The organism is Paenibacillus sp. L3-i20 (genome assembly GCF_022180385.2).
In the GTDB taxonomy this organism is placed as follows: Bacteria; Bacillota; Bacilli; order Paenibacillales; family Paenibacillaceae; genus Pristimantibacillus.
The window spans coordinates 148,217-168,901 of sequence record NZ_BQME02000001.1 but is presented as its reverse complement, the minus strand read 5'-3'; the positions used below and the strand labels follow the sequence as shown (position 1 = coordinate 168,901).

The 20,685-nt window shown below is 42.1% G+C and carries 20 protein-coding genes and 1 tRNA gene; 13 read left to right on the top strand and 8 right to left on the bottom strand.

From position 1 onward, the window contains the following. The first annotated feature begins 1 nt into the window (after position 1). Positions 2-784 (top strand): DeoR/GlpR family DNA-binding transcription regulator, encoded by a 783-nt coding sequence (locus tag MFF31_RS00825; RefSeq protein WP_238186287.1) that lies wholly within the window; start codon positions 2-4, stop codon positions 782-784. Positions 785-954: 170 nt separating this feature from the next. Here MFF31_RS00825 and nagA read toward each other — a convergent pair whose 3' ends face one another. Next, the gene (gene nagA / locus MFF31_RS00820; protein WP_238186286.1) at positions 955-2,136 is read right to left on the bottom strand and encodes an N-acetylglucosamine-6-phosphate deacetylase; all 1,182 of its coding nucleotides are present in this window, start codon (positions 2,134-2,136) and stop codon (positions 955-957) included. Continuing rightward, complete coding sequence (gene nagB, locus MFF31_RS00815) at positions 2,137-2,862, bottom strand: glucosamine-6-phosphate deaminase (RefSeq protein ID WP_238186285.1); 726 nt, start codon at positions 2,860-2,862, stop codon at positions 2,137-2,139. 321 nt (positions 2,863-3,183) lie between these two features. Here nagB and fni point away from each other — a divergent pair, with 321 nt between their 5' ends. Further along, positions 3,184-4,245 (top strand): type 2 isopentenyl-diphosphate Delta-isomerase, encoded by a 1,062-nt coding sequence (gene fni, locus MFF31_RS00810; RefSeq protein ID WP_238186284.1) that lies wholly within the window; start codon positions 3,184-3,186, stop codon positions 4,243-4,245. A 63-nt stretch (positions 4,246-4,308) separates the two neighbouring features. Here fni and MFF31_RS00805 read toward each other — a convergent pair whose 3' ends face one another. Genes MFF31_RS00805 through MFF31_RS00795 form a run of 3 tightly spaced genes read right to left on the bottom strand, consistent with a single transcriptional unit; the run spans position 4,309 to position 7,825 of the window. Beyond that, complete coding sequence (locus MFF31_RS00805; protein WP_238186283.1) at positions 4,309-5,400, bottom strand: Ger(x)C family spore germination protein; 1,092 nt, start codon at positions 5,398-5,400, stop codon at positions 4,309-4,311. Beyond that, positions 5,397-6,497, bottom strand: a complete 1,101-nt coding sequence (locus MFF31_RS00800; protein ID WP_238186282.1) for a GerAB/ArcD/ProY family transporter — start codon at positions 6,495-6,497, stop codon at positions 5,397-5,399. Before MFF31_RS00800 ends, MFF31_RS00805 begins: the two co-directional genes overlap by 4 nt. Continuing rightward, positions 6,494-7,825 (bottom strand): spore germination protein, encoded by a 1,332-nt coding sequence (locus MFF31_RS00795; RefSeq protein WP_238186281.1) that lies wholly within the window; start codon positions 7,823-7,825, stop codon positions 6,494-6,496. The genes MFF31_RS00800 and MFF31_RS00795 overlap by 4 nt, the downstream gene beginning before the upstream one ends. 150 nt (positions 7,826-7,975) lie before the next feature. On the opposite strand from MFF31_RS00795, the gene MFF31_RS00790 reads away from it, so the two are divergent. The 3 genes from MFF31_RS00790 (at position 7,976) to glpX (ending at position 10,904) form a co-directional block, all read left to right on the top strand. After that, positions 7,976-8,722: a class I SAM-dependent methyltransferase gene (locus MFF31_RS00790; protein ID WP_238186280.1), complete on the top strand. Its 747-nt coding sequence runs from the start codon at positions 7,976-7,978 to the stop codon at positions 8,720-8,722. Further along, a complete protein-coding gene (locus MFF31_RS00785) occupies positions 8,719-9,702 on the top strand; it encodes an MBL fold metallo-hydrolase (protein ID WP_238186279.1) in 984 nt (327 codons plus the stop codon). The genes MFF31_RS00790 and MFF31_RS00785 overlap by 4 nt, the downstream gene beginning before the upstream one ends. Before the next feature lie 233 nt (positions 9,703-9,935). Then, on the top strand, positions 9,936-10,904 hold the full coding sequence (glpX, locus tag MFF31_RS00780) for a class II fructose-bisphosphatase (protein ID WP_238186278.1): 969 nt from the start codon (positions 9,936-9,938) through the stop codon (positions 10,902-10,904). 105 nt (positions 10,905-11,009) lie between these two features. Here glpX and MFF31_RS00775 read toward each other — a convergent pair whose 3' ends face one another. Then, positions 11,010-11,549, bottom strand: coding sequence for a phosphatidylglycerophosphatase A family protein (locus MFF31_RS00775; RefSeq protein ID WP_238186277.1), 540 nt, complete (start codon positions 11,547-11,549; stop codon positions 11,010-11,012). Between the two features lie 132 nt (positions 11,550-11,681). Here MFF31_RS00775 and MFF31_RS00770 point away from each other — a divergent pair, with 132 nt between their 5' ends. From MFF31_RS00770 to rdgB, 3 genes are all read left to right on the top strand, one after another. Then, the gene (locus MFF31_RS00770) at positions 11,682-12,737 is read left to right on the top strand and encodes a GerMN domain-containing protein (RefSeq protein ID WP_238186276.1); all 1,056 of its coding nucleotides are present in this window, start codon (positions 11,682-11,684) and stop codon (positions 12,735-12,737) included. A gap of 137 nt (positions 12,738-12,874) precedes the next feature. Beyond that, a complete protein-coding gene (rph, locus tag MFF31_RS00765; protein ID WP_238186275.1) occupies positions 12,875-13,612 on the top strand; it encodes a ribonuclease PH in 738 nt (245 codons plus the stop codon). 8 nt (positions 13,613-13,620) lie between these two features. Then, on the top strand, positions 13,621-14,283 hold the full coding sequence (gene rdgB / locus MFF31_RS00760) for an RdgB/HAM1 family non-canonical purine NTP pyrophosphatase (protein ID WP_248565371.1): 663 nt from the start codon (positions 13,621-13,623) through the stop codon (positions 14,281-14,283). A 91-nt stretch (positions 14,284-14,374) separates the two neighbouring features. Here the strand turns inward: rdgB and asnB are convergent, their stop codons facing one another. Beyond that, positions 14,375-16,219: an asparagine synthase (glutamine-hydrolyzing) gene (gene asnB / locus MFF31_RS00755; RefSeq protein WP_238186273.1), complete on the bottom strand. Its 1,845-nt coding sequence runs from the start codon at positions 16,217-16,219 to the stop codon at positions 14,375-14,377. Between the two features lie 148 nt (positions 16,220-16,367). On the opposite strand from asnB, the gene MFF31_RS00750 reads away from it, so the two are divergent. From MFF31_RS00750 to MFF31_RS00740, 3 genes are all read left to right on the top strand, one after another. Continuing rightward, entirely contained in the window at positions 16,368-16,709 is a 342-nt protein-coding gene (locus tag MFF31_RS00750; RefSeq protein ID WP_238186272.1) for a hypothetical protein, read from the top strand. A 114-nt stretch (positions 16,710-16,823) separates the two neighbouring features. After that, complete coding sequence (locus MFF31_RS00745; RefSeq protein WP_238186271.1) at positions 16,824-17,414, top strand: P-loop nucleotide/nucleoside kinase family protein; 591 nt, start codon at positions 16,824-16,826, stop codon at positions 17,412-17,414. A gap of 264 nt (positions 17,415-17,678) precedes the next feature. Continuing rightward, complete coding sequence (locus MFF31_RS00740; RefSeq protein WP_375541262.1) at positions 17,679-17,921, top strand: YolD-like family protein; 243 nt, start codon at positions 17,679-17,681, stop codon at positions 17,919-17,921. A 114-nt stretch (positions 17,922-18,035) separates the two neighbouring features. On the opposite strand, the gene MFF31_RS00735 is transcribed toward MFF31_RS00740, so the two are convergent. Then, positions 18,036-18,112 (bottom strand) — tRNA-Arg (locus MFF31_RS00735). 219 nt (positions 18,113-18,331) lie between these two features. Here MFF31_RS00735 and MFF31_RS00730 point away from each other — a divergent pair. After that, a complete protein-coding gene (locus tag MFF31_RS00730; protein ID WP_248565370.1) occupies positions 18,332-19,213 on the top strand; it encodes a hypothetical protein in 882 nt (293 codons plus the stop codon). Between the two features lie 88 nt (positions 19,214-19,301). Continuing rightward, positions 19,302-20,591, top strand: a complete 1,290-nt coding sequence (tig, locus tag MFF31_RS00725; protein ID WP_238186269.1) for a trigger factor — start codon at positions 19,302-19,304, stop codon at positions 20,589-20,591. The last annotated feature ends 94 nt before the right edge of the window (positions 20,592-20,685 follow it).

Genomic DNA, 20,685 nt, shown 5'->3' with positions numbered 1-20,685 from the left:
GATGACTGAAGGAAATGGATCAAAAGGACAACGCAGACGCGAAGCTATTTTGCAGCTGCTCAAAGGTCAAGGCCGAATTACGATAGCCGAGATAGTTGAACGCTTCGGTTGTTCGGAAGCTACTGCTCGAAGAGATCTAGAGCAGATGGAGGAAGTTTATCCTGTCATCCGAACGATTGGCGGAGCGATGTATGATGGGATGGGCACGATGAGAGAGCTTCACTTCGCTGAGAAGGAAGGCTTGTCCATTCTGGAGAAAGAAAAAATCGCCGAGCTGGCTGCAGCCCTTATCGTTGAGGGTGATGTAATTGGCATGTCAGGTGGTTCAACGAACTTTTTGTTAGCTAAGCTGCTTAAGTCACGCAAAGGCATTACAGTCGTAACCAATGCTGTGAATATTGCAATGGAGCTGGCTGGAAGTCAGATTCAAGTTGTGGTGACAGGCGGTATTATGCGTCATAACAGCTTTGAGTTATGCGGGCCGCTTGGTGAAGGGATGATTTCTCAACTTCACATTGGGAAAATGTTTATCGGCATTGATGGTATTTCAGCGGTAGGCGGCATATCCAGCTATTCAGAGCAAGAGGCTCAAATAGCTAAAGCGCTCATTAAGCGATCACAAGAAACGTATGCTGTGTTCGACCATACGAAGACAAATAGGACTTCCTTGTTTTCAATTGCAGCGTTGTCAGAACTCCGTGCTGTCATTACGGACTCGCCTTTAACGGGAGAAGTTGCAGAGGAACTAGGGCGTCATGATGTATCTATTTACATAACTGATTAACGAGAAATACTCTATTAGAGACAAAAAGGTCAGTAATTCCAATAACAAATGGAATTGCTGGCCTTTACGTTTAAAATAAATGAATTTATAAATTTGTTATCCTATAAATGACTAATATTTCTCCGTGAAACGATAGCTAAGCCTCCAGAGGGAAGTCTTTAACTAAGCAATTATTTACTAAATACTGAGCGTCCTTGTACCCACGTTTGAGCTACGTTGAACTCGGAATCTGTTAATACTAGATCTGCATGTTTTCCTACAGCAATAGAACCTTTAAGTTCATAGATGCCAAGTTCTCGTGCTGGATTTGCACTAGCTAGTTGGCTAACTTCATTGACTGTTAGCTTCGTATTTGTGAGCATATAGCGGAATGCGTCAATCATTGATAAGCTGCTGCCTGCAAGGGCATTGCCATCTTGAAGACGAGCGGTCCCTTCCTTCACAACAACAGCAAGACCGCCGAGAGAGTATACGCCATCTGGCATGCCCGCTGCTTCAATTGCATCAGTAATCAGAATGATCTTTTCAAGCGGCTTGGCAGCAAGCATAATCGCTATAGCAGCAGGATGAACATGTTCTCCATCCGCTATAATTTCAGCATAGATGCGGTCATCGGTCAATACTGCACCTAGGGTACCTGGCTCACGATGGTGAAGGCCCCGCATCGCATTATAAGTATGAACAGCATGAGTAAGGCCAACATCCGCAGCAGACTTTATCTCTTCATAGAGAGCGTCTGTATGACCAGCAGCAGCGATAATACCTGCTTCAGCCATCCAAGCGATTGCTTCCTTAGCACCTGTTCTTTCAGGAGCGAGTGTAAGTAAACGAATTAGTCCGGGATATTGCTCAGTCCAAGTTTTAAGCCAATCCAACTGAGGATCCAAAATATAAACAGGATTTTGTGCTCCTGGCCACTTCTCACTAATGAATGGGCCTTCTAAATGCACACCCAATAATGATGCATACGGCATAGATTCATTTTGATACTCAGAAACAGCACTTAGAACAGCTTCGATTGCTTCTTTAGAAGCAGTCATAGTTGTTGCAAGCATTCCAGTCGTACCATTGGAAGCATGAAACTTAGTAATACGGTCATAACTACTGCGATTAGCGTGCATGAAGTCTCCGCCAAAGCCGCCATGAACATGCACATCGATGAAGCCGGGCAGAAGCCAGCCTCCTTTGCCGTCCACAGTAATCGCACTTTGTTGTTCGGAGCTGCCAACAGACCCATCCGCAATAACTTCTGCAATAACTCCGTCTTTTACATAGAGGGTTCCTTTTACAACCTCATTCTCAAGAACGACATTAACATTGCCAATGTTCCAAGATGAAGCGTTACTTTTCATTTAACTCAGCATCCTTCCAGCTTCTTGATCTAGCAATACGATAACTCTTGGATGTGTCTGCAATAGGGAAGCAGGCACTTGTGTCGTAATAGGTCCAGTTAGCGCTTCTTTAACAATTCGAGCCTTATCGGACCCACGGACAACAAGCAATATCGTATTAGCCTTCAATATAGAGCCAACACCCATCGTGAATGCTTCTGTAGGCACTTCATCCATTGATGCAAAGAAGCGTGCGTTAGCTTCGCGAGTCTCTTCTTTTAGCTTCACGACATGTGTTGCGCCAGAGAGATTTTCGTCAGGCTCATTAAATCCGATGTGACCGTTATGACCAAGACCGAGGAGTTGGATATCGGCTGGACGAGCAGTAATCATTGCTTCATAGCGCGCACATTCCGTTTGTGGGTCCTCTGCCATTCCATCAGGAAGATGAGTCTGAATTGCAGGAATGTCGATATGAGAGAATAGGTGTTTATTCATATAGTAGGCATAGCTTTGATCGTTGTCGGGTGTTAAACCTACGTATTCGTCAAGGTTATACGTTGTCACACCGCTGAAGCTTACTTTGTTGTTATTGTGGTTCTCTACTATTTTGGCATAAATGCCGATAGGTGTCGATCCAGTTGCAAGACCTAACACCGCATTAGGTTTTTTAATAATAAGTTCTGTAAAAAGTTCAGCAGCGTATTGATCAAGTTTTTCTGTTGTTTCAAATATTTTAATGTCCATGGTTGTTCCTCCTGATTAGTTATAATGAAGTAATATCCGAATAATAATGTGATGATGCTATGATCTAAGTGTAAATGAAAACTGCTGATTGCACAATAAAAATGATTGGTATTATCAAATAAATGATTGAAATGATCATAAATTGCTGCGGACAGCGAAATACAGAGAAATATGCTATGCTGTAGTGGATAAATTTCGTATGTATCATCTAGTTAAACGAAATCAATGACTAAACCAAATATGGAAATCTCTTTGGAAAATAAATCAGTTAGCCTATATATAAGTAACCCTCAAGATGGGGTATGAATCGGAGGTAATATCTTGAATCAGAATATTCAGGACGATGGAAATACAGCAAAACGAAAAGGAGAGCATATCCGTATCTGCTTACAAGAAGATGTAACCGGCACCGATATTACTACTGGTTTTGATCGATATAGATTTAAACATCAGGCATTGCCCGAACTTGCCTTTGATGATGTGAAGCTAGATACACTATGGTTCGGACAACCATTGGAAACGCCCCTATTAGTCAGTTCTATGACTGGAGGCACTGACGAGGCAGGTGCTATTAATCGCAGACTGGCAGTCGCTGCAGAGGAACGAGGTTGGGCAATTGGGTTAGGTTCCATGCGAGCAGCTATTGAAAAAGAAGATTTAGCCCCAACGTTTTATATTCGAAAAGAAGCGCCTACTATTCCTGTCATCGCTAATATTGGAGCGGTACAGCTTAACTATGGGTTTGGTGTGGAGTCCTGCCAGCGGGCAGTTGATATAGCTGAAGCTAGTGCGCTTGTCCTCCATTTAAACGCATTACAGGAAGTTTTCCAGCCAGAAGGAGATACCAACTTCCATGGTTTGCTTTTAAAGATTGAGGAAGTTTGTAGGAAAGTAACTGTACCAGTCGGAGTGAAGGAAGTAGGATGGGGTATAGATGGTGAGACTGCTCGTCGTTTAAGTGATTCTGGTGTATCATTCATTGATGCTGCAGGGGCAGGTGGGACTTCTTGGAGTCAAGTAGAGAAGTTTCGCGTAAAAGATCCAGTTCGTAGAAATGCAGCGGAAGCTTTTGAAGATTGGGGTATCCCGACAGCAGAAAGTGTAGTTGATATAAAAGCAAACGCACCAAATACATCTATTATAGCCAGCGGCGGTTTACGGACCGGTGTAGACGCAGCAAAGGCCATTGCTTTAGGTGCTCATTATGCAGCATACGGCCGTATTCTTTTGCCGCAAGCAGCGAATGAGGACAAGGAGTTATCTCTCCAAAGTTTATTGCTACAATTTGAAAGAATCGAATTTGAACTGCGTACAGCAATGTTTGGTATTGGTGCAAGTACGATTGAACAACTTAGAAATACTAATCGTCTACTGCTTAAATAAGCCATTAAGGTGTTATAATCTACAAATGATGGGCAAGCCATTCTATATAAGAAGGCTTGTCCATTATTTGATTAAACCGGTCCCCTGAATAGATAGATTTACTTTAACATTGAATTGCGCCTCTTCATACAAATGCCCCCACGTATCACCATTCCTCTCCTTTGGATGATTTGCACGATAACGTAGTCCGAATCCGAAGGGATCAACCTTAGCCCCTTGTATTTTTTTGAGCAACGCTATACTTTGTTTGACATATTCATCTGATAGCTGTTGTTCAATTGGTTTCCAGTCCATATCAAATAGTCCCGTTGGAGCTTCCTCGAATATAACATCCATTCCTACTTTCATTGTGATCAGAGGTTGCTCATTTTGATTTTTGATTTTAAAGCTTGAATGGAGATTATTGATCGCAACGATAAGTGGAGAACCTCCAACCATGCCATGCATGGAAGCTTTGGTGAAATGATCAGACAGTTGATTAAACAATTGAGTTTCTAGTGGTGTTAGAATGAGCTTTATTTTCTTTTTGTCGAACATAGCAACTTGATTAATGATATAGCTGTCGTTGTTATCACTTGTAATAATGGAAAGAATGGGATCGATACCTTTTTCGGATACACGCCGTGCAAATCCTGATAATGTTTCTGCATAACTATAGGAGGACTCCGTTCCATCAGCCCCAAAGGACAACAACAAAGAATTGCCGGGATATCTTTCTGATACGGGCTTCACATGAAAAATGGCTTCGGCAGTTGGTCGTCCAACCGCAAGATTAGCAACGTTCTGAATATCCCTCCGGCGGAGCATCCAATCTAGGAGTTTGCTAATATCTTTACGTGCGAACGATTCACCAATAATAAACATTTTACAATGTCCGAAATCAAGCTCTTTGTCCACGTATGATTTCAACATGCGAATACCTTCCGCAATACTTGGAGCATCTATAGTTTCATATTGAATTTTGGAGGCACCTGGTTCAATTTTGGGTGATGGAATAGCAAGCTGAAGCGTGATTCGATATGGTTTGCTCTCATCGCCAGACCAATCTATTCCTGTACCTACAACAAAAAAACGTTTATCAATATCTTTGAATCCACAGCCACCGACAAGCAGAAGGATGAGCAGAAATAGTACTAATCGTAATATATCCTTCATTTCGTTGATTGCCTCCTTCGGCTTAAATAGAAAACCATAAATACGGTGAAAACTTCAGCAATAAATCGAACGATCATCCAATTAGTAGTTATTATGAGATTGAGTTTTTCATTGCTCAAAAACCAATATATTAATGTAGCAGAGGTGAAAATGACAAGCAAGACATAATTAATGATTGGTGTCTGGGGAGTGTCCAGATCAGGCTTATATTTTGGCAATACACTTTTCACAAAATCCATAGCTACATGCAAACCAATCATCGTATAGACTAATGTTAAGTTCAAAAAAACGATTAAAAACAGGAACAATACTCTTTCGATAAATCCGTATTGCATCGTAATCGAATCGGCCGTAACCGTCCAAAGATAAATATAGTTGTCTACACCTTCCGTTCCATGAAAACCAATTGGAATAAAAAACGTAATGAGCAGAATAAAAAAACCAAGCAATGGATACATCCATCGATGTTTAATTCGGAAATTTGGCGGCATTAAACGATTAAACAACGATAGATTAATGTAACCGGTAAAAATGAAGGTTGCAGCTGAAATCGTTGTAATTGTGGGCATTTCGTTCACATAGCTCGCAATAATTCGAATAGCATCCATATTCAATTGAGGGTTTTGAACCATTTTGAACAGAATAAACAAAATAATTGGTGTGTTTATAATGATACTGATCTCTAGTATCAACATTACAGTTAGAGTGGAACGACTAGCACCATATGCCGCTGCCAAAGTTAAAAACAACAAAATAATCGTTGTTTTTGAGTCTGGATTAAAGAAACGATTAATTAATACAGCATAAGCGACGACAACGGAAGTTGTAGAAAACCACCACATGACGGCATAGAACAACATAATGGGAGAAACAATCCACTTCGGCATAAACATGCTCAATATTTCAGGTATGCCTTTACCTGGGAATCGTTTTAATGCACTAGTGAACATATAGATGAAAACAGCGCTAATGATCGGACTAATAAGAAGCGATGCAACAGCGCCAGAAGTACGCTGCTCGATTAATATTTGTGGAACAAAAAGCAGTAAATTCATAAGGCTGACCATCAGAAAATGATAGAAAAAGTAGCGGCTCACTTTATTCTCACCTGCCCAATATCACCTTCAGCAGGATTGACTTCCCCGTGCAGACGGAAATAAGGCTTACCGAAGCTGCGTAGATTGCATAGATATGCAATGTACAGAAAAACACCAATAGCTACGCCAGTAATACCAAAAAATATAGAGATAGCTATGAGCGGATATTTCAAAAACCTAACAGCAAAGGATAGTGAATTGATTGGGATGACAAAGTTCGAAATGGCAACAACGGAAGTGACAATAATCATGATCGAACTTACTAGACCTGCTTGCTGAGCAGCTTGTCCCAAAATAAGACCTCCAACTGTAGTTGCAGTTGAACCAATATAACGTGGAAGCCGAGTACTGGCTTCTATCAATGTTTCAATCATAAATAACATAATAAACACCTCTATAAACGAGGGATAAGGTACAGCAGAGCGGCTGGCAGCAATGGAAAAAGCAAGCTGAACTCTAAACAATTCTGGATTATATGACACAATGGATATGTAAAGTGCTGGCAGTGTGATCGTCAATATAAGCGAGGAATAGCGAATAAAGATTAAAAATCGGGTCATCCAATACGCCTCGTAGTTATCTTCAATGGCTTGCATAAAATCGAAGAAAACAGCGGGCATAATGAGTGCAAACATACTGCCTTTAATGAGGACGACAACCTTGCCTTTCCCTATCGCTCTTGCTAACCGATCTGGTCTTTCTGTTATGAGTACAGTAGGAAATAGATGGCGCTTTTTGCCAACCATCAGTTTCTCTAATTCACCTGCAGCTTGAACAATATCTACGCTTATTTTAGAAAGTTTTGAGCGGACATTATCAAGTACAAACGGATCGACATGCCTCTGATCAAAAAGTATATTGAGCGGAGTTTTGGAAGTATAGCCAACCGTATGTTCTTCTATTACTAATTCGGGAGATGGGTACATACTGCGAATGAGATTAATTGACTTATTTAGATCCTCACTAAGTGCAAGCTGCGGGCCTTGAATAGCATTTTCCACTTGGGTTTGAGGACTTTGGTTACAAATAACATCGCCAGTAAATAACGAATAAATAACACTTTCATTTTCAAGGAGTACATTTCCGCGCAAAATGAGATCTTGCCATCTAGCGGGATCTTCGACTTTGACAAATTGAGGGTTGGTACCAAGATGATTACGATAAGAAACTTCTTCTTTAATAAAAGGAACAGTAATAAAGTCACTGATCATCTTTTCGTCACAGAGAGGGGCAATATATGCAATTTCGATCGTCATCTCACTGTTTTGCAACGTATAGGTTTTTAGATCAATCGCATCAGCAAATAACAAGCGGATACGCTCATTCATATGTAGTGCCTCCTAATACAAAAAAATATGCCGAATTGTCCATGGTACAAGCTTCCTTAGTTTGCGCCAACTGCGAAGGAATATGCTAAGATAAGATATCTTAACTAGTTTCATTAGAAATGGAACAACGAAGAAAGAAGGCTAATCGTTATGAAACCGTGGTATGAACAGAGCTTTGGCAGCGACTATATGATCGTTTATAAACATAGAGATTGGAATAATGCGAGTCAGGAGGTTCGAAAGATGGCTCAGTGGCTAGAGCTGCCAGAAGGAGCTAGCATTCTTGATGTAGGATGCGGGATGGGCAGGCATGCACTAGCTTTAAATGGGGCTGGATTCGCTGTGACTGGTTTGGATTTGTCGGAAACGCTTCTAGATGAAGCAAAAAAGCATGACATCGAGGGAAGTGTGGAGTGGGTACAAGGAGATATGCGACAGTTTCCATTTTCGGATAGCACTTACGATGCTACCGTAAACTTGTTTACCTCGTTTGGCTATTTCTCCGTAGAGGAAGACAATGTAAAGGTTCTGCGCAATATTCGAAGAGTACTGAAAGAGGGTGGCTCCTTCTTAATTGACTTTCTTAATCCCAATTACGTAGCAAACAATCTTGTTCCAAGGTCCGAACGATTGGATGAGGAAAGTGGACTTACAATTGTAGAAGTTCGCACGATAGTTGATGGCTGGGTACAAAAAGAAATTACAGTATCCGAATCAAATGATACGGAGCGGACAAGACAATACTTGGAGCGGGTACGATTGTTACCACTGGAATGGTTCGAGCAACATCTTGTTAAGGAAGGTCTTGGACTTGCAGTAGTGTATGGCAATTATGATGGATCAGCATATGATCGAGAACATTCACCCCGAATGATAATGGTGGGGAAGGCACAATGATGAATGAAGTTACTACTCTAGCAAATGGATGGTTGCAAGTAAAGATTCCACTTCCGTTTTCGTTAAAGTGGATTAATAGTTACGTTATCCCTGAGCAGGAAGGTTATACAATTATTGATCCCGGTTTGCGCACGGTAGAAGCAATAGAACTGTGGGATAAAGTGTTGCAGCAATACAATATTCAATGGAATAGTATTGCACGGATTGTATTAACTCATCAACATCCGGATCATTATGGATTAGCTGGATATATGCAAATGAAAAGTGGATGTTCAGTTTACATATCAAAAAGATCACATCAGTATGCTCTGCGGCTATGGGGAGAAGAGAGTGACTATCCCGCTGCTTTACGAGAGCTTTATTTGGAACATGGCATGCCAGCGCATGTAATGGACTCCATTGCGGATAATCTTGCAAGCTTTATTGAAAAAGTATCGCCGCATCCGAAGGTGAGCTATATTGAAGCGGGCGAATCGATTATGCTGGGCGGAGTATCCTGGGTGCTTATTGATGCACCGGGTCATGCATTCGGCGGGCTATGCTTCTATCAGATCGAGTGGGGTTGGATGATATGCGGAGACCAGGTGTTGCCTCGTATTACACCTAACGTAAGCGTTGTTCCTGGTGAAGAGAGAGATCCACTGGCGGCATTCTTACAAAGCTTAGAAGAACTGAAGTCTTATGAAGTCAAACTAGCACTTCCCGGGCATAGAGATCCGTTTACAGATTTTCAAGGTCGAATTATTGAGCTGCAAGCACATCATGCAAGAAGACTTAAGGGAATGGTCGAGCAGTTGTCCGAGCAACCACGTAACGCATTTGATCTATGTGAATCTTTGTTCGGGGGCAGGTTGCGTGACAATCCCCATAATCTTCGGTTTGCAATGTCTGAGACGCTTGCGCATCTATTTCATTTGGAAGAACAAGGTTTAGTACACTCAAAGCGTATCGATGATCTTCTTATATTCTCGACAGAATGAATAAGTGTGTTCAAAAATGATCAAATAACCCGAATCCTCGGGTTATTTTTTTTGTAATTGTACAATGAGGAACAAATTGGTGAAATATCCCGCAATAGTGATGATTTAATGAAGAAAATCAAACATATATTGCGTCACATTAAAATATATGATACATATTAATAGATATAATACGTATTAAATAAACCATATAATCCTATCATTCGAATTGGATTTACGAGGGAGTGCTGAAAATGGAAAGAGAATTGGCATTGGAAATCGTTCGTGTAACGGAATTGGCAGCACTTGCTTCCGCTCCATGGATGGGTAGAGGTGATAAGAATAGCGCTGATGGTGCGGCTACATCCGCTATGAGAGCTATGTTTGATTCCGTATCGATCAGGGGAACAGTTGTAATTGGTGAAGGTGAAATGGACGAGGCTCCAATGTTATACATTGGTGAAGAGGTTGGTAGCTTGAATGGGCCTGAAGTGGATGTAGCGGTAGATCCGCTGGAAGGAACGGACATTGTTGCTAAAGGATTAAATAATGCACTGTCTGTTATTGCGGTTGCAGGAAAAGGGCAGTTACTTCATGCACCGGATATGTATATGGAGAAGCTGGCTTACGGACCAGCTCTTGTTGGCAAGCTCAGTATATCGGACCCAATGGAGATTACATTACAAAAAGCTGCTGATGCGCTAAATAAAAAGGTGTCTGATCTAACTGTCATGATATTGGACCGCACTCGTCATGATGCAATAATAAAGGTGCTTAGAAAAGTAGGTGTGAGAATCAAATTTTTATCAGATGGAGACGTGGCAGGAGCAATGGCCCCTGCTTTCCCAGAAGCTGGTATTGATCTATATGTTGGATCGGGTGGGGCCCCTGAAGGTGTCCTTGCTGCTGCGGCGCTTAAATGTCTTGGCGGTGAGTTGCAAGCTCGTCTTATGCCAGCAGATGCTGCTGAATATGAACGTTGTATTCAAATGGGAATTGAAGAACCGTATCGTGTTTTGACGATGGACGACATGGTTGGTACGGAGGATGTTATATTTGCTGCTACCGGAGTTACGCCTGGAGAATTTCTCGGTGGTGTGCGTTATTTCCCTGATGAACGTGCCGAAACACATTCTATTGTAATGAGAGCGAAGACAAAAACAGTCCGCTTCGTTCGTACTTTGCATTATTTGCCGAACAAAACGCTGCTGCAACAAACGTAATAATTATATAGGAAGTATAAACAAATAAGAGCTCCAATGATGCCCGTTTTAGATGGACGTCGTTGGAGCTCTTTCGTATTTCAAAGAAGTTTAATGTTGCATTGCTTAATCGAGAGGCGGTGTTGTAACGTTCTCGCGTTCTGCTTGCTTGCGATGGGCAATCCGACTGGCTGCAGAAGCGGCAATTGCTCCTACAATATCATCAAGGAACGTATGTATTTCCCCATCAGATTTACTATTCAGGCGAACGAGGATACCCGGTTTAAGCTTATCAATATAACCGAAGTTGGTAAAACCAATACTGCCATACACATTCACGATGGAAAGAGCCAATATTTCATCACAGCCGTACAAGCTTTCGTCATGTTTAATCATGTCTTGTAGAGGTGCTATTAGCTTACCTTCCTCCGCCAAGATGTCTAGCTGGATGCCGGTAAGTACTGCATTCTGAACTTCACGTTTTGACAATACCGCATCGACATGGACGATACAATCCTCTGGAGTTAATCCGGGGAAATAATCCTTCTGCAAGAAGTGAACAAGCTCAGCAATAGCAAGCTTCGTCACACCTCGTTTGGCCAGCCATTCGTCTGTTGCTGCTGCTACTTTACCGCTGTTAAGGCTGTAGATTTCGGAATTACTCATCGTTGTATTTCCCCCTAATGATTTTATGGACAAAACTGGTCTAAAAAAGGGAAGGGCTCGTATACATAATACTACAAATGAGGAGTTGTACAAAGCCGAAAGGCTAATATCAATTGGGGAGGAAATGTAAAAATGATTCAAAAACGATGGATTCGTCATACTGCCTTAGCTGCTATTCTGGTGCTGCCTGTTCTTACCGCGGGATGCGGATTGTTTTCTCAGCAAACGAGCAAATCGATTGATCCACCAAAAGTTGAGGTAACAGAAGAAGTGGAGGGAGAACCTACAGGACAGGTTGATCCTACTGGTAAAACTGGGTCGAACATGACGATTTATTTGCAGGATATCAATGGATATGTTGCACCAGTAGCCGTACCTTTGACACTCGGTGAAAATGAAACTGCCGCTCAGAAGGCACTCGAAATGATGGTAGATAACGGAGCATACGCGTCCTTGTTGCCTGCCGATTTCCGAGCGCTTATACCTCAAGGGACACAAGTGTTGTCCTATCAATACGACAAGGAACAGAAGGTCGCCAAAGTAAACTTCTCAAATTCATTTGTCGATTATAACCTCCAAGACGAAAGAGCGATTGTAGAGGCGATTACATGGACTTTGACAGCGATGCCGGGAATCGAAGGTGTTGAGCTTTCTGTGGAAGGCGAATTGCTACAAGAAATGCCTGTTGCCGCATACCCAATTGAAGGTAAACTTACACGTGCCATCGGTATTAACCTAGAAACAGCGGAAGGTGTTAATGTCTCGAACTCATCACCGGTAACGCTTTATTTCTCTGCACAGACGCTTAACCAAGAACAATACTATGTTCCAGTAACTCGCCTTGTTGCACGTTCAGATTCCACTGCACATGCTGCAATGGAGCAACTGCTTGCAGGCCCGCTTAATAAAAAGGAGCTAACAAGCGTCATTATGCCAGATGTGAAAGTGAAAGAAATTGTAGAGAAGAACGGAGTCGTAACGATCGATCTGCAAGATGATGCTTATGAAACGGGGCAGCAGATTCCTTCGGAAATGCTGGATGCACTTGTTCTTTCATTAACGGAAAACACGGATTCTGACACTGTGCAAATACGTGTGAATGGTGAAACGAACTTAGTAGATGAAAAAAATAAATCTTACAGCGAGCCTGTTGGCAGACCTCATCATGTCAATGCATTAAAATCTTAGTCATCAATAAATAGATAGAAATGTACTGACGAACCGGGCAATTGTCTGGTTCGTCTTTACGTGGGTGCATTTCATCAGCCACTTTGTTAAAATGAATAGGATTGAAATTGGATTTTACTTTCAGGAGGCACACTTTAATGAGAAATGACAGTCGGCAACCGAATCAACTTCGGCCGCTCACAATAACAACGAACGTAAATAAACATGCAGAAGGATCTGTACTAATCGAGGTTGGCGATACGAAGGTAATTTGCACCGCGAGCATTGAAGAGCGCGTCCCTCCGTTTATGAAGGGACAAGGCAAAGGGTGGATTACTGCGGAATACGCGATGCTGCCTCGCGCAACACATTCCCGTAATCAACGTGAAGCTTCCAAAGGGAAATTGACTGGACGCACAATGGAGATTCAGCGTCTCATTGGCAGAGCCTTGCGTTCAGTTGTTAATTTGCAAGCATTGGGTGAGCGTACAATTACACTTGATTGCGACGTCATTCAAGCAGATGGCGGCACTCGTACTACCTCCATTACAGGGGCATTTATCGCTTTGGCGATTGCTGTTCATAAAATTTCGGAAAAAACGAATTTTGCAAAATATCCAATTACAGATTTTCTGGGCTCTGTCAGCGTAGGCGTTATTGGAGAGCGTGCACTTCTAGATCTAAACTACGAGGAAGATTCTAAAGCTAAGGTCGATATGAATGTAGTTATGACTGGCAACGGCAAATTTGTTGAAGTTCAAGGAACAGGTGAAGATGCACCATTTTCACGTGAGGAACTTAATCAATTGCTTGCGCTAGCGGAAGCGGGCATAGAAGAGCTGATTGAGAAGCAACGTGAGGTTCTTGGTCCGATTGCGGATCGTATTGGCAACTAATTGGGGGCATGGATGAAATGACGAGCTTAGGGCTTAGCGGGGATATAATCGTTGTCGCTACGAAAAACAGCGGTAAGGTTAAGGAATTTGCACATGCGCTAGAGAAGTTGGGTAAACGAATGACGAGTCTGTATGATTATCCGGAAATACCGGATATTGTAGAAGATGGAGATACATTCGCAGCCAATGCAAGGATCAAAGCAAAAACGACTGGAGATTTGCTTGGTGTTCCTGTATTAGCAGATGATTCAGGTCTTCGGGTAGAAGCGCTCGGTGGAGATCCGGGTGTCTATTCGGCTCGTTATGCAGGGGAAGAGGCTTCAGACAGTAACAACAATGCAAAGTTATTGAAAGAATTGGAATTGTTAGGCTCGATTTACTCTGATGAAGAATTATCAGATGGCTCGAAGCTGCTTAGCAAAGCGCAATTTGTATGTGCGCTAGCGCTCTATGATCCGGCGACAGGTGCATTCGTAGAGGCAGAGGGCACTGTCGACGGCATTATAACGGACAAGCCGCATGGCGACGGAGGTTTTGGTTATGATCCGTTATTTTGGTTGCCTCAGCTTGGCAGAGGTATGGCAGAGCTCACCAAGGATGAAAAGGGCGCGATTAGCCACCGAGGTGAAGCGCTGAAAGTGTTGCTTGCAAATTTAGAAGCTGCTAATTAGTGTGAAATAGATAGGGGCGTCTCTTTTCGAGGAGACGCCCCTTTATTGTGTGTTGCTAACTGAAATTTATAAAATGACTATTGCTATGACGTTACTTAATCGAAACGTTGTACTTTGTAAGCCACAAATTCACTTGATACAAATAAGCGAATAGTTGGGGTCCAGACATTAATTGACCGAACCATGGAATATTGGATTTAGCAGAATCCGATTCAACAAGCTCTCGTACTTTTTTGACATTAATAAGTGGCAGCAGCGGCGAGCTTGGATCGTTAAGCACATCTAATAGAAGTCCTTGAACAGCTGCTAGATAAGCTGGATTATGTGTTTTCGGATAAGGACTCTTCTTTCTCGTTAACACATCTTGTGGCAGTATGCCGGTTAGTGCTTTTCTTAAAATACCCTTCTCACGATCACCAGCCGATTTAATTTCCCAAGGGATATTCCAGACGTACTCAACTAGACGATGATCGCAAAATGGGACACGAACTTCCAGTCCCGCAGCCATGCTCATCCGATCCTTACGATCAAGCAGCGTAGGCATAAAGCGGGTAATGTTCAAATAAGACATTCTACGCATCCGCTTACGTACTTCATTTTCCCCATCAAGCAGCGGAACTTCTGCGACGGCATCGGCATATCTGTCTCCGATATATTCCTCTGGTCTAATCCACTTTGCAATATCGGGTGCCAATAGTTCTCCACGCATCGATGTTGCAAGTGACCAAGGGAAAGTATTTGCATTTAACGCTTCTTCTCTGTGAAACCAAGGGTAACCTCCAAATATTTCATCAGCAGCTTCACCAGAAATGGCGACGGTCGCACCTTTCTTAATCTCATGACAAAATAGAAGTAGAGATGCGTCGACATCAGCCATGCCGGGAAGATCACGGGCGAAGGTAGCATCTTTAAGTGCAGCTACTAGTTCCGGTGTATCAAACTGAATTGGATGATGAATGGTACCGAGATGTGACGTCATTCTCTCAATCCAAGGTGCATCACTATTCGGCTGAAAAGCATGAGCTTGAAAATGTTTGTCATTATCTCGATAATCAACAGAATAAGTATGCACATTGCTTTGACCATTCTTTTTGTAATAGTCGACGGCTAATGCAGTCAATGCGCTGGAATCAAGTCCTCCTGAAAGCAGAGTGCACACAGGAACATCGGATACCAACTGTCTTTCAACAGTATCTTTTAGCAAAGTTCGAACTTGTTCTGCTGTTTGCTCAACATCATGTTCGTGCGGGCTGCTCTGAAGTTTCCAGTACGTAATGGTTTTCACCCCGACATGATTGACGACGATACATTGCCCTGGCCTCACTTCACTTATCGCTTTGTAGACGCCATGCCCTGGTGTGCGCGCGGGTCCAATAATAAACACTTCGGCAAGTCCCTCTGCGCCAACTTCAGCCTTTACTGCATCATGTTCTAGAATACATTTAGGTTCCGATCCGAAAATAAACAACTCATTTTGTTTGCTATAGAACAATGGCTTTACTCCAAGACGATCACGAGCGAGGAACAGTTCTTGAGCGGCAACATCCCAAATAGCGAATGCAAATATGCCGTTAAATCGTTCTACACAAGCTCTGCCCCATTCCATAAAGGATACTAGCAGAACTTCTGTATCACAGTTTGTCGTGAACGATCTGCCTCTGCTGACAAGCTCTCTTTTTAGCTCAGGTGCATTGTAGAGCTCGCCGTTATAAACTACGACATATTTGTCGTCGCCCGTATACCTAATCATAGGCTGGGCGCCGTTCTCCGGATCAATGACGGATAGACGACGATGGCCAAGCGCACAGTGTGCTGATATCCAAGTTCCAGCGGCATCGGGTCCGCGAGGGGCTAGTGTATCTGTCATCCTCTCCAAATTATCACTGTCTTTGGTCAGATCTCTATTCCAATCAATCCAGCCGGTTATTCCGCACATCCATCTCATTCCTCTCTTTGCTGGACTCCAGTAGCGATAGTAACAGCTATATGCTGAAAAAAGGGATAAAATGTCTGTCCGAAGGGGGATGCTAATGAGGTTGAATCATCCGTAAGCAAATTGAAGCAAGAAAGGGGTGGAATGAGTTATGCAAGGACAACAACATGATTCAAGCCTAGGCGGAGAGAAAAAGTCTTATTTTGTTTCGGTACAAGCGGGACAAATTCTTGAAGATCCTGAAGCAGCTTCCTATGAACTTGAAATTGAAGCGAATGAAGAGGAGCTTAGCAAACTGCATGAATTGTTTAAGGAGATGAATTCCGAGGACAATGCGTCGGTGCTTTATTTTAATACTAGACTATTCTCAACAAATAATGATGTGGAACTAAACGGTGCATCGGATGAAATTATTAGTCGAATCTATCGGCAGCTATATGAATGTGGTACATCGGATACAAAGAAGCATATAGAATCGATGGGCATCTTGTAGTACCAATGAATAAGTTGTCGAAAGGGCGATGCAGATGTCATTATAAATGACGATGAATCGCTCTTTTTGCGCTTACATGGTATAATGTCAAACAAAAAAGTGGAGGCGTACATATTGCAAAAGTTAATATTTTTTGTTGGAGTAGCTGGTACAGGGAAAACGACAGTAGCTAAGAGGCTCAGTGCCCTAATTCCTGCAGCTTTTCTTGATCGAGATACAATTGGAGGACGGTTCGTAGAGGCGATTTTGGAGATGAAGGGTCTAGATAAAAATGATCGTGATTCCGACTTTTACAAAGCAAATTTACGTGATTTGGAATATGATACGGCGAAGGATGTTTGTATCGAAAATTTGGCGGCAGGCCAAAACGTATTTATGATTTCTCCTTTTACTGCTGAGCTTAAAAACAAACTGTGGATTGAAGATGTAATTACAGCAGCTGGTCTTAACAAGGAACTCGTAGATGTAAAGGTTATCGTTGTAACGTTGCAAGATATGAATCTGCAAAAGGATCGTATCGTTGGTAGGCAAACGGAGCGAGATCAGTGGAAACTTACAAATTGGGGAGACTTTCAGAAACGCGTAGATTTTGTTCCAGAAATTAATTGGGACATTCCTGCATCCTCAATATTAATTTTCGACAATAGCGGTGAGCTGACGCCAGAAAAAACGGATATTCTAAAACGCTTTGCCGCTGGAGTATAAGATAATCTGCATGTACTTACTATGAAAAAGGGGATACCGTTAACGGATTTCAAATATCCGCAAGGTATCCCTTCGTTTGTAATTATGACGCATTTTGTATAAATGTTGTGAATTAGAAATATTAACTTGATATAAGAACGTTTGTTTGGTGTATAATTAATGCGACGAACAATCGACATAGTGATGCGGAGTTATTGAAGTGGTAGTCCGGTATTGCTCATCTTGGATATGTATTTTAACGTACGAAAATTGGAGGAGATTAATATGGCACGAGGACCAAAGAGACCAACTAGAGATGAATTTGAATTAGAGGAATTAGGTGAACGATTAGTCGAGGCTTACCAAGGAGAGACCGAGTTACAGCTAACTGTTTGGAATTGGGATGAGCCGGTTAATGGAAAGATCGTAAGAATGGATTCACGTACGAAGCTCGTTCATGTTGAATATAATGGAGATATTACGAAGGTTCCATTTATGGATATAATGAAGGTAGCGAGTTCATCCTAGTACAAATTGATACTTTTCTACAAGTATCGACATAATAAAAAAACCCCCGAAACCATTGTTGTAACAAGGTTTCGGGGGTTTCTATCTTTTAAAACAATGCTTTAGAAAAGTTAATGGCGTCCCAGGAGGGATTCGAACCCCCGACAACTCGCTTAGAAGGCGAGTGCTCTATCCGACTGAGCTACTGGGACGCGTAAGTAGTACTATAACATGTGGTTAATAAATAGTGCAAGTCTTTTTTAAAATATTTATAAAAAAAGTCTACATTTTTTTCTTGGCTAGCATCATGGTATAATTTATCGCAAGATTACAAGGTGATTCATATGGAGATACCTTAAGGCGGTGTTATCATTACAAATCCTCAGGATCCACAGACAGAGGGCAAGGAAAACGTATATTTGTTTCCCAGCATGCTTGATCAATATCAGATTCAATTAACCCGTATGCTGGAAGCGGAGCAATATAAAGAAGCAAAGGAATTGCTTCGCTTTCTTCTTCAATGTCAAGGACAAGAGAAGAAGAATTATGAAGAATGGGAAAGTTTGCTGAACTGGCTAGTAATGGCTTTTCCAGATTGGGATGAAAGCAGCCAAGAGGGGATCGTACAAAGCGAACCGGAAGATGAAGCTGCCTTGAGAGAGCAATTGCTCAATCCGCAAATTCAGGATGAAGCATACATCAATCAAGTTCTATACATTATGCAGAATCATCCGATGATTGACCAGCAGATGCTCGCATTAGAGAGGGTAGTTTACATTGAAGCTGCTAATGTAAACTCAATTATTATGGATTGGCTCAAGAGGGATGATATTCATCCTATGGTGCAATTCAAAGCATTACAATGTTTGCGCAAACGGGGACTGACGGGACTTATTTCTATTGTTCGTTTGGAGGAAAAGGTGGAGCTCGAGATTGAGTCTACCCCTTTGTCGATGGAAGAATTTCCTGAACCAATCGGTAGGATTCTAGAGCGAACTGAAGCAGTAGCGGAGATAGATGACCCGACGCTACCTCATTTTGCCAGTGAGCTATGGAAAGAAAGTTTGCAATATTTGTACGGCACTTCAGCTTATCAATGGATGCTTAGAGACAATGACGAGACGGTGGATTGCTTTGCTGCAGCCCTTCATCTCACACTGAATCTAACCGTCTATGGTTCAGCCAATGATGATGATATTCGTGATACATACGGGATTACTGATACGATGCGTTTCCGTTATGAGCAAGCTTGCAGATCACTTCGAAGTGTTGCAATGTTGCTACAAAGAGGCGAAGATGAACATCAGCCTTGAAAAGATCGGCTATCTTGATTATAATAGAATGGTTTATGTAACGTGAAAACATGTGATGCATGCGCATTTTTGGAGGGGAAGGCATAAAATGAAAGCAACTTGGGAAAAAATAGACAAGAACGTAGTATCGATTGACGTTGAGGTTAGTGCAGAGAAAGTAGCAGTAGCATTGGATCAAGCCTTTAAGAAAGTTGTAGCAAAGGCTAACGTACCAGGATTCCGTAAAGGTAAAGTACCTCGCGGTATTTTTGAATCCCGTTTCGGAGTAGAAAGTCTTTATCAAGATGCAATTGATATTCTGTTGCCTGAGGTTTACACAGCAGCAATTAAAGAACATGGTCTTGAGCCAGTTGATCGTCCAGAAATCGACGTAACTCAATTTGCTAAAGGTCAAGAATTCAAATTCAATGCTAAAGTAATCGTTAAGCCAGAAGTAACACTTGGCGAATACAAAGGCTTGGAAGTTGAAGCTGTTAAAGCTGAAGTAACTGAAGAAGAAATCTCAGCTGAGCTTGAGCGTCTGCAAGGACGTCACGCTGAACTTTCCGTAGTGGAAGATGGCGCTGCTCAAAACGGAGATATCTCAGTAATCGACTTCGACGGATATGTAGACGGAGTGCAATTCGACGGCGGCTTTAGCGAGCGCTACTCCTTGGAGCTTGGTTCAGGTTCCTTTATCCCTGGTTTCGAAGAGCAAGTAGTTGGCATGGAGCTTGGTGATTTCAAGGATGTTGAAGTAACATTCCCTGAAACTTACCATGCAGAGCATCTTGCTGGTAAACCAGTAGTGTTCAAAGTAAAACTTCATGAACTAAAACGCAAAGTTCTTCCTACTTTGGATGATGAGTTCGCTAAAGATGTTAGCGAGTTCGATACTCTAGAAGAGTACAAGCAAGATTTGACAAGCAAATTGCAAGAGCGCAAAGAGAAGGAAGCTGAGCAAGCACTTGAAGTTGCAGTCGTAGACAAAGCAACAGCAGCTGCTGAAGTTGAAATTCCTGATTCGATGATCGAAACTGAGACTGATTACATGGTTAAAGATTTCGAAAGCCGTCTTAAAATGCAAGGTATGAACTTGGATCTTTATTTCCAATTCTCTGGTCAAGACGAAGCAGCTCTTCGTGGTCAAATGCGTGCTGACGCAGTAAAACGCGTTAACAACAACTTGGTACTTGAAGCAATCGCTAAAGCAGAAGGCTTTGAAGCTACTGAAGAGGATCTTGCTGCTGAGCTTGAGACTTTGTCAAAGTCTTACAACCGTCCAGTAGAAGAGCTTCGCGATATTTTCGAGAAAAACGGAAATATTAGCAACCTTCAAGAAGATATTCTTGTACGTAAAACAGTTAAGTTCTTGCTTGAAAACAGCAAAACGGTTTAATAACACCCGGTTAATACTGGAATAGAAGAATAAGATTTACTCCAAGATAAGGCGCGTGTTCTATACGTGCCTTATTTTGACCCTACATAATTGA

Coding starts and splice junctions, on each gene's coding strand:
- MFF31_RS00825 (WP_238186287.1), top strand. CDS start 2: ATGACTGAAGGAAATGGATCAAAAGGACAACGCAGACGCGAAGCTATT.
- nagA (WP_238186286.1), bottom strand. CDS start 2,136: ATGAAAAGTAACGCTTCATCTTGGAACATTGGCAATGTTAATGTCGTT.
- nagB (WP_238186285.1), bottom strand. CDS start 2,862: ATGGACATTAAAATATTTGAAACAACAGAAAAACTTGATCAATACGCT.
- MFF31_RS00805 (WP_238186283.1), bottom strand. CDS start 5,400: ATGAAGGATATATTACGATTAGTACTATTTCTGCTCATCCTTCTGCTT.
- MFF31_RS00795 (WP_238186281.1), bottom strand. CDS start 7,825: ATGAATGAGCGTATCCGCTTGTTATTTGCTGATGCGATTGATCTAAAA.
- MFF31_RS00790 (WP_238186280.1), top strand. CDS start 7,976: ATGAAACCGTGGTATGAACAGAGCTTTGGCAGCGACTATATGATCGTT.
- MFF31_RS00785 (WP_238186279.1), top strand. CDS start 8,719: ATGATGAATGAAGTTACTACTCTAGCAAATGGATGGTTGCAAGTAAAG.
- glpX (WP_238186278.1), top strand. CDS start 9,936: ATGGAAAGAGAATTGGCATTGGAAATCGTTCGTGTAACGGAATTGGCA.
- MFF31_RS00775 (WP_238186277.1), bottom strand. CDS start 11,549: ATGAGTAATTCCGAAATCTACAGCCTTAACAGCGGTAAAGTAGCAGCA.
- MFF31_RS00770 (WP_238186276.1), top strand. CDS start 11,682: ATGATTCAAAAACGATGGATTCGTCATACTGCCTTAGCTGCTATTCTG.
- rph (WP_238186275.1), top strand. CDS start 12,875: ATGAGAAATGACAGTCGGCAACCGAATCAACTTCGGCCGCTCACAATA.
- rdgB (WP_248565371.1), top strand. CDS start 13,621: ATGGATGAAATGACGAGCTTAGGGCTTAGCGGGGATATAATCGTTGTC.
- asnB (WP_238186273.1), bottom strand. CDS start 16,219: ATGTGCGGAATAACCGGCTGGATTGATTGGAATAGAGATCTGACCAAA.
- MFF31_RS00750 (WP_238186272.1), top strand. CDS start 16,368: ATGCAAGGACAACAACATGATTCAAGCCTAGGCGGAGAGAAAAAGTCT.
- MFF31_RS00740 (WP_375541262.1), top strand. CDS start 17,679: ATGGCACGAGGACCAAAGAGACCAACTAGAGATGAATTTGAATTAGAG.
- MFF31_RS00730 (WP_248565370.1), top strand. CDS start 18,332: ATGCTTGATCAATATCAGATTCAATTAACCCGTATGCTGGAAGCGGAG.
- tig (WP_238186269.1), top strand. CDS start 19,302: ATGAAAGCAACTTGGGAAAAAATAGACAAGAACGTAGTATCGATTGAC.